Genomic DNA, 8,572 nt, shown 5'->3' on the forward strand with positions numbered 1-8,572 from the left:
CTTCGATAAGTCTTTTTTGAAAGCTATGATTTATGACTTAAGTCACAGCCTCCTTCTTTTTAATCAGACTGAACCAGTCCGATTAAATTCATTATTACTTGTTTTGGATAGCTTCACGAGCTTGTTCGCTCAAGTTGTAGAATGAGTGAACACCCTTGTATTCAGAAACTTCGCCAAGTTGATCTTCGATACGCATCAACTGGTTGTACTTAGCGATACGTTCGCCACGGCTCATTGAACCAGTCTTAATTTGACCAGCGTTCAATGCGACAACTAAGTCAGCAATAGTGGTATCTTCAGTTTCACCTGAACGGTGTGAAATGATAGCAGTGTAACCTGCTTGTTTAGCCATTTCAACGGCTTCAACGGTTTCAGTCAAAGTACCGATTTGGTTAAGCTTGATTAAGATGGCGTTAGCAACACCCATCTTGATACCCTTTGCAAGGTAATCAGTGTTCGTAACGAACAAGTCATCACCGACGATTTGAACCTTCTTGCCTAAGCGAGAAGTTGCCATCTGCCAGTCTTCCCATTCGTTTTCGTCTAATGGGTCTTCGATTGAGATAACTGGATACTTGTCAACGATGCTTTCAAGTAAGCTGACAAATTCATCAGCAGTGTATGACTTGCCGTCACCCTTAAGGTCGTAAGTCTTAGTTTCAGTGTTGTAGAATTCTGATGCAGCACAGTCAAAGGCAATTGCAACGTCCTTGCCAGGCTTGTAACCAGCCTTCTTGATAGCTTCAACTAAGATTTCGAATGGTTCTTCGTTGTTCTTCAAGTCAGGTGCAAATCCACCTTCATCACCAACGGCAGTAGAGTAACCGCGGTCGTTTAAGATAGCTTTCAAGGCATGGAATGTTTCTGAACCCATCCGGATAGCTTCCTTAATACTTGGAGCACCAACGGGCATGATCATGAATTCTTGGAAGTCAACCTTGTTGTTGGCATGCTTCCCACCATTGATAACGTTCATCATTGGAGTAGGAAGTACGTGAGCATTGAAGCCGCCTAAGTAGTTGTATAGCGGAACTTCAAGTTCGTCAGCAGCAGCACGAGCAGCAGCTAATGAAACACCTAAAATGGCATTTGCACCCAGCTTGCCCTTGTTAGGCGTACCGTCTAACTTGATCATTGCTTTGTCGATTGAAACTTGATCAGTTACATCGTAACCAATAATTTCCTTAGCGATGATGTTGTTAACGTTGTCGACAGCCTTAGTAACACCCTTGCCACCGAAACGGTTCTTGTCACCATCACGTAATTCAACAGCTTCATGTTCACCAGTAGAAGCACCTGAAGGTACGATTCCACGGCCAACTGCACCGGCTTCTGTGTAAACTTCAACTTCAACAGTTGGGTTACCGCGTGAGTCTAAGACTTCGCGGGCGTAAATATCAGAAATAATTGACATTGTATTCTCTCCTTATGAAAGTTTAACCTAGCGGGAAACAATTCCCCGCAGTCTATTCTATTAGTTTACCTTTGAACTTGCAATTACTATTTGTAGTTTATTTTTGGTAGTGTGCCAGTTGTAAAAATGTTTCTGGATCAAGACTAGCACCGCCGGCTAAAACACCGTCGATATTTTGCTTAGCCATGATTTGGGAAATATTTTCTGGATTAACACTGCCGCCGTATAAAACACGCATCTGGTTGGCAACATCGTCGCCATAAATGTCAGCGATAGTTTGACGAATGAGGTAGCAGCCCTCTTCAGCTTGATCAGCTGAAGCGGACTTGCCGCTGCCGATTGCCCAGCTTGGTTCATAGGCAATCACCAGTTGGCGAGCTAAATCTTCACTGACGCCTTTTAAAGCACCGGTAACTTGGCTGACTACCCAGTGAATCTTCTCGCCAGCCTCCAGCCGGCCCATCGTTTCATCACAGCACAGGATTGGTGTCATGTGGTTGCGATAAACTGCGTGAACTTTCCGATTAATGATGTCATCGGTTTCGTTAAAGTAACTTCGCCGTTCAGAGTGACCAACAATCACGTATGGAATGCCCATTTCAGCAAGTGCCTGCGGAGAAGTCTCCCCCGTAAAAGCACCCGCATCCTCATAGTAACAATTCTCAGCACCAATTCTTAGTCGATCAGCACCATTAGCTTCAATCATCGTCTCTAATAAAATAGCAGGTGCTGCTATTGCCGTCTCCACTTGATCTGGTTCTGGCAGCTGATCTGAAACAATTTGCATAAACGAACGGGCTTCATTGATCGACTTATTCATCTTCCAATTACCCGCAATAAGTGGTATCCGCACAGTAAACGCTCCTTTTGTTCAGTCATTTAAAGTCACAACACTATTCTATCGGAATGAAAACGTTTTAGCTAGTGAAGTTCACCATCAATTTCAAGAAATGGCTATGATCACTGAGAATGCACAAAGAAGCCAGGAAATCTTCCTAGCTTCTTTAAACAGATTTACTTCTCGCTAATAGCAGCAATACCTGGTAAAGTCTTACCTTCAAGGTACTCTAGTGAAGCACCGCCACCGGTAGAAATGTGGGTTAACTTGTCGCCAACACCGAGTTGTTGAACGGCAGCTGTTGAGTCACCGCCACCGACGATAGTAGTAGCGTCGGATAAAGTGCCCAGGTACTTACCAATTTCAAGTGTTCCTTCAGCGTAGTTGCTCATTTCAAACACACCCATTGGGCCGTTCCAAACAACTAACTTAGCTGACTTCAAAACGTCTTCAAATTCAGCAACTGACTTAGGTCCAATATCCAAGGCCATGTAACCGTCAGGAATGTCGCCATCGACAGTCTTGTGAGCGGCATCGTTATCGAACTTTTCAGCAACAACGGAATCAACAGGCAATACTAACTTGTCGCCGGCTTTATCCATGATTTGTTTAGCTAAATCAATCTTGTCTTTTTCAACGAGTGAATTACCAATCTTCATGCCTTTAGCAGCATAAAAGGTATAAGTCATACCGCCACCGATAATCACTTTGTCGGCTTTACCTAATAAGTTGTCGATAACACCGATCTTATCAGAAACCTTGGCACCACCTAAGATGGCAACGAATGGGTGAGCTGGGTTTGAAACCGCGCCACCGATAAACTTGATTTCCTTTTCCATTAAGAAACCAGCAGCGGTTTGTGGCATGTTTGAAGCAATCCCCACGTTCGAAGCGTGTTGACGGTGTGCAGTACCGAAAGCATCGTTAATGAATAAATCACCAAGTGATGCCCAGTATTTGCCTAAAGCTGGATCATTCTTTGATTCGCGCTTAACTTGTTCACCGTTCTTAACGTCTTCGTAACGGGTGTTTTCCATAACTAAGACATCACCATCGTTCATCTTGTTGATGGCGTCTTCAAGTTGTGGGCCTTCTGTTGTCGGAACAAAAGTGACGGGCTTGTTCAATAAGTTTGAAAGACGTTCAGCAACTGGACGCATTGATAAGCCCGGCTTGTCGTCTTCAGACTTGATTCGACCTAAGTGAGAAAGCAGGATGGCTTTACCACCATGTTCAATCACGTACTTAATGGTTGGCAATGCAGCTACGATACGGTTATCGTTGCCGATGACACCATCTTTAATGGGTACGTTAAAGTCCACACGCATTAAGACTTTTTTACCCTTTACATCTAAATCTGAAACAGTTAATTTAGCCAATTTTAAGTCCTCCTGATTTATATCAAGTTGATCATTGTGACCTATGGTACAAGTCATTTGTTGTAAAAGGCGGAGAAAGTCTCCCTCCTCCGCCTTTTAATGCTTACTAATTAAATATTAAAGTGAAGCAAAGTGCAACAATGTACGAACCATGTTGCAAGTGAAGCCCCATTCGTTGTCGTACCAAGCAACAGTCTTAACTAATTGAGCATCGCCGGCAGACGTAACTTCAGTTTGAGTTGGGTCAAATACTGAGCCATGAGGGTCATCAATAATATCAGTTGAAACGATTTCGTCATCGTTGTAACCGAAGGCTTCGTTATCAACAGTGTGCTTCTTGATAGCTGCGTTAACTTCATCAGCAGTAACCTTCTTGTTAAGGATTGCAACTAATTCAGTTAATGAACCATCAACAACGGCAACACGTTGTGCGTGGCCTTGGAGTTTACCATTCAATTCTGGAATAACTAAGCCAATAGCCTTAGCTGCACCAGTTGAATGAGGAATCGTGTTGATGCTTGCAGTACGGTTGTTACGCATCTTCTTGCCGCGAGGGCCATCAAGAATTTGTTGAGTTGAAGTAAAGGCGTGGATAGTCGTCATAGTACCAGCCTTGATACCGAATTCTTGGTTTTCGAAGTATGCTAATGGTGCCAAGCAGTTGGTTGTGCATGAACCAGCTGAAACAATCTTGTCATCAGCTTGTAAAGTATCCAAGTTAACACCTGGAACAACGGTACGAACGGCACCGGCTGGAGCTGAGATCAAGACACGCTTTGCGCCAGCGTCCAAGTGAGCTTGTGACTTTTCTTCTGAAGTGTAAAAACCAGTACATTCGAGAACAAAGTCAACCCCATCGTTCTTAACCCAAGGAATATTTTGTGCCTTTGGTTCTGCATATACAGGGATTTCCTTGCCGTCAACAACGATACCTTTATCAGTTGCTGAAACTTCGCCAGGGAAACGGCCGTGTGTTGAATCATACTTTAACAAGTATGCCAGCATTGAAGGGGTAGTCAAATCGTTGATTGCTGCCACTTCGATGTCGTTAGAATGAAGTTCGTGGATCCGCTTGAATGCTAAGCGTCCAATACGGCCAAAACCGTTAATACCAATTTTTACAGTCATAACTGTGTTTTCCTCCTTTAGGAAGTAAAAAATAATTATTTTAAACAGCGACACTAATATATAGTATCACTACTTTAAAATCATGTCAGCTAAACCTTCGTCCGTGATTAAAAACGTCTTGGCCGGAGGAATTTTAAAATATGCCTCAACTGCGGCAGCCTTACTGTGGCCGCCAGCAACGGCAACAACCAGATCCATTCGATCAAGATCTGAAATCGACAAGCCTAGTTTGGGAACCCGGTAAACGATCTGACCATTCTGGTCAAAGAAATCGCCAAAGGCCTCCCCGACCGCGTGCCGCTTAACTAACGTTGCCGTTACTTTGTCGGACATTTGACGCCTTTTTGCCATCGACATTGCATCGCCCACACAATGGATCGCCACGTTTGCGTGGTCAATCAGATCAAGGGTTTGCGCAATTGCAGGCTCATGACGTAATGAAGTTGATGCTGATTCGGAGCTTAATTCAGGTAAATACAGTGCCTGAAAATGACCGTTTGTAACCTCAGCCATTCGGGCGCAAACCGTGTTCGCCTGAATCTTAGGTGACTCACCCATACCGCCCCGAGCCGGCACAAAAGTTAACTGCCGGTCATCAGCTATGGCAGCCGATAACGTACCAGCGACAGCAGCCATTGTGGTACCGCCCATGACAGCGATAACGCTCTCACCAGCTGGCAGCTTCTGCCGCAATAAATCGTTAGTGGCTTTCCCCATTGCTTGTTTAACGTCTGCCTGTTTATCCGAATCGCCCGAAACAATCAGGCAATTTTGCAGGCCTAGCCGCTCTTTGAGCAACGTTTCCTTCTTACGAAGACCGGTTAAATCAGCTACTAACGGTTGCAAGTTAAGAATTGCTTTTTGACCATCATCTGTCAACCAAACGCCATTGGTCTGCATTGACACCAAGCCGGTATCTACCAAACTATCTAAATCAGTTCGCACTGTGCGTTCAGTCAAAGCCATCTTTTCGGCTAAAGAACGGCGGCCAACTGGCTGCGTCTGCCTGATTGTCAACAGCAATGAATAGCGTCTGAGCAGCTTCTGGGTCATCTTCGGTACAACCGCATTCACCCATCTCCACTCGAGATCCATAGTCTTAACCAACTCTCTACCATCGGTTGGGACGGGTTATGTCCCATAGTGACGTAACCCGACCCATACAGGCCAAAAATTAATGGGTGCTTATTGCTACCCACAAACAAGATTATAGCAGGCGACTTATTTAAATGCAAACTAGCGGACAAACATTCTGCTACCAAATCACTCGGCGTAATTAAGAGATTTACCCTTGTATTTATATTCAATTTCAGGTATAGTATTCTAGTGTTGAAAAACAGAAACATGCGCCCGTAGTGTAATGGATCGCACGTAAGATTCCGGTTCTTGAAATGAGGGTTCGATTCCCCCCGGGCGCATCAGAGATTCCGATTTAAAAAAGATCACCGACAATGCTGGCATTATGAGCATTTGTTGGTGATCTTTTTCATTCTGTGCTTAACTGCTGAAAGCCAAAAACATTTCCCGTTATCAAAAACATTAGAAAAGGATTCCTCACTCATCCGCCCACCTCGAGTACAAATTCCCGCTAACAATTAGTGACGTTGGCTCAATAATTTTGTATACTGACCAAGAAATCAATTAAAGGTCGTGATTGAATGACAGCTAACATCGAGATTCGCCAAGCAGCAGTCATTGATCTTCCGAGCATCATAAAATGTTTCCAAGGCGCCTTTTCAAAATACTTAACGCGAATGGATCGTAAACCGGCACCCATGCTAAAGAATTATGCAGATTACATCGCCAATGACTGGGTGTATATTTTGAATTATGATCACCAGTTTGCTGGACTAATCGCGCTGATTAATGAACCAGCCTACGTTCATTTAGATACCGTGGCAGTGGTGCCGGCTTTTCAAGGCAAATCACTTGGCAAGCACTTACTGCAGTTTGCCAAAATCTTTGCTAAACAGCACGGTCAGCGTGAAATCAGATTGCTGACAAACGAAAAAATGACCGAAAACATAGCCATTTATAAGCACCTTGGCTACGTTGAATATGACCGTCGATTGGATGCCGGCTATCACCGCGTCTATTTTAAGAAAGAATTAGAACTCTGACCTGTTCCATTTTTATCACTGGTTAAAATATCAAATAGTACAACCCAGCCACCCCAATGAACCGGTAGATCCACGGTTTAACTATCGCTAGGTCCCACCGAGCGGACAAACGCGACGCGATGATCGTCCCAATAATTGCGGCCACCATACCAACCAGAATATACGGTATGATTCGGGGACCGAGGATGCCACTGGCTATCCGAACACTCGTGATATAGAAGCCATCAATCAGAAAAAAGGTCTGAACGTTACCAATGTATTCAGGCATTGATTTCGACAAGGATAGAAAATAAAGGGCCATCAACGGACCGCCAATCCCAAATAAGCCGTTAAAGAAACCGGAAATCACCATAAAGAACAGTGCCACATACCAAGGATAATGCTGACTTCCGGCACTCTTTGAACTCAAGAAATAGATGCACAATGCAATTAATAATATGCCTAACATCACACGTAAAACATGGGTATTAAGCACTAAGCCCAGATGAACGGACCACGTTGCCACCGCAGCATAGACGATAAACGCCGGTAACACACGTTTGAGTTTAATTGCCTTTCGATAATGAAACACTAAGGCCATTTCGCTCAATAGCATGATGATGCCACCGATTCCGGCAGCCTGTGCCATCGGTAAAATCGACGGAAAAAAGATCATCATAATAATGACGGCACCAAAACCCGTCAAGCCTTGAATCAACCCAGCCAGCAAAGCTGGAAAAAACACCAGCAACCACGTCATAAACTTCCCCCTGTGAAACAGCAGTTTTTAACACCTAGTATGATAACCGATCAAACCGGTGTCAATACCAGCTTTATACAATTGACAGCATAATAGTTCAGGGTATTCAGGCGGTATCTCCGCGAAAAATATGTTATCCTAAACCTTGGGCATAAAGGCTAACAAGATGCGTTTTACCATCGAGTGATTTTGTTTGACCTTTTTTGACCTTTAGGTTAAACTACAAATCAGTTAGTCAAAACGACTAATAAACTACAGATCATAAGGAGGCTGCAAAGCTATGAACTTAGTCCCAACGGTTATTGAACAATCTTCCCGCGGCGAACGTGCTTATGATATTTACTCTCGCCTACTAAAAGACAGAATCATCATGCTTTCCGGTGCGATTGAAGACGACATGGCTAACGCGATTATCGCTCAGCTCTTGTTCTTGGATGCGCAAGATTCAACCAAAGATATTTATCTTTACATCAACTCTCCAGGTGGTGTGATCACTTCTGGTATGGCAATCTACGACACCATGAACTTCATCCAGTCTGATGTTCAAACCATCGTTACTGGTATGGCTGCTTCAATGGCCAGTGTTCTGGCATCTTCTGGTGCTAAGGGCAAGCGTTTCGCATTACCGCACTCACAAGTCTTGATTCACCAGCCATCAGGCGGTGCTCAAGGTCAACAAACTGAAATTGAAATCGCAGCTGAAGAAATTTTGAAGGCTCGTAAGATGATCAGCCAGATCTTAGCAGATAATTCAGGTCAACCGATTGACCGAATCAATGCAGATACTGAACGTGACCATTACCTGACCGCTCAAGAAGCTGTTGATTACGGCTTGATTGACTCGATCATGACTAGCTCAAAAGATCGCAAATAATTTTTAAACGCCTACTAAAAAGACGAACTTGCACTTGGCCCTGTCAAGTTGACAAATGAAATAATATAAAGTTTTGTGTA

The 8,572-nt window shown here is 43.9% G+C and carries 8 protein-coding genes and 1 tRNA gene; 3 read left to right on the plus strand and 6 right to left on the minus strand.

The window, feature by feature from the left end:
* Positions 1-94: 94 nt before the first annotated feature.
* From eno to CES81_RS12685, 5 genes are all read right to left on the minus strand, one after another.
* Positions 95-1,414, minus strand: a complete 1,320-nt coding sequence (eno, locus tag CES81_RS12665) for a phosphopyruvate hydratase (RefSeq protein ID WP_089088159.1) — start codon at positions 1,412-1,414, stop codon at positions 95-97.
* 97 nt (positions 1,415-1,511) lie between these two features.
* Positions 1,512-2,267, minus strand: coding sequence for a triose-phosphate isomerase (tpiA, locus tag CES81_RS12670; protein ID WP_089088160.1), 756 nt, complete (start codon positions 2,265-2,267; stop codon positions 1,512-1,514).
* Between the two features lie 161 nt (positions 2,268-2,428).
* Positions 2,429-3,631, minus strand: a complete 1,203-nt coding sequence (locus CES81_RS12675; protein WP_089088161.1) for a phosphoglycerate kinase — start codon at positions 3,629-3,631, stop codon at positions 2,429-2,431.
* Positions 3,632-3,748: 117 nt separating this feature from the next.
* Positions 3,749-4,759: a type I glyceraldehyde-3-phosphate dehydrogenase gene (gene gap, locus CES81_RS12680; protein ID WP_089088162.1), complete on the minus strand. Its 1,011-nt coding sequence runs from the start codon at positions 4,757-4,759 to the stop codon at positions 3,749-3,751.
* A gap of 69 nt (positions 4,760-4,828) precedes the next feature.
* Positions 4,829-5,854: a sugar-binding transcriptional regulator gene (locus CES81_RS12685; protein WP_089122084.1), complete on the minus strand. Its 1,026-nt coding sequence runs from the start codon at positions 5,852-5,854 to the stop codon at positions 4,829-4,831.
* Between the two features lie 251 nt (positions 5,855-6,105).
* Between CES81_RS12685 and CES81_RS12690 the strand changes: the two genes are divergently transcribed.
* Both CES81_RS12690 and CES81_RS12695 read left to right on the plus strand, forming a co-directional pair.
* Positions 6,106-6,177, plus strand: a tRNA-Arg gene (locus CES81_RS12690).
* A 240-nt stretch (positions 6,178-6,417) separates the two neighbouring features.
* Positions 6,418-6,879 carry a GNAT family N-acetyltransferase gene (locus tag CES81_RS12695; protein ID WP_089122085.1) on the plus strand — a complete coding sequence of 154 codons (462 nt, stop codon included), beginning with the start codon at positions 6,418-6,420 and terminating at the stop codon, positions 6,877-6,879.
* 22 nt (positions 6,880-6,901) lie between these two features.
* Here the strand turns inward: CES81_RS12695 and CES81_RS12700 are convergent, their stop codons facing one another.
* Positions 6,902-7,618, minus strand: a complete 717-nt coding sequence (locus CES81_RS12700; protein ID WP_089122086.1) for a sulfite exporter TauE/SafE family protein — start codon at positions 7,616-7,618, stop codon at positions 6,902-6,904.
* 280 nt (positions 7,619-7,898) lie between these two features.
* Here CES81_RS12700 and CES81_RS12705 point away from each other — a divergent pair, with 280 nt between their 5' ends.
* Entirely contained in the window at positions 7,899-8,492 is a 594-nt protein-coding gene (locus CES81_RS12705; RefSeq protein WP_089088166.1) for an ATP-dependent Clp protease proteolytic subunit, read from the plus strand.
* The last annotated feature ends 80 nt before the right edge of the window (positions 8,493-8,572 follow it).

The sequence above is a fragment of the Secundilactobacillus pentosiphilus genome (genome assembly GCF_002217985.1).
GTDB lineage: Bacteria > Bacillota > Bacilli > Lactobacillales > Lactobacillaceae > Secundilactobacillus > Secundilactobacillus pentosiphilus.

Excerpts from the sequence above, each read along its gene's own strand:
- eno (WP_089088159.1), bottom strand. The coding sequence starts at position 1,414 with ATGTCAATTATTTCTGATATTTACGCCCGCGAAGTCTTAGACTCACGC.
- gap (WP_089088162.1), bottom strand. The coding sequence starts at position 4,759 with ATGACTGTAAAAATTGGTATTAACGGTTTTGGCCGTATTGGACGCTTA.
- CES81_RS12685 (WP_089122084.1), bottom strand. The coding sequence starts at position 5,854 with ATGGATCTCGAGTGGAGATGGGTGAATGCGGTTGTACCGAAGATGACC.
- CES81_RS12695 (WP_089122085.1), top strand. The coding sequence starts at position 6,418 with ATGACAGCTAACATCGAGATTCGCCAAGCAGCAGTCATTGATCTTCCG.
- CES81_RS12700 (WP_089122086.1), bottom strand. The coding sequence starts at position 7,618 with ATGACGTGGTTGCTGGTGTTTTTTCCAGCTTTGCTGGCTGGGTTGATT.
- CES81_RS12705 (WP_089088166.1), top strand. The coding sequence starts at position 7,899 with ATGAACTTAGTCCCAACGGTTATTGAACAATCTTCCCGCGGCGAACGT.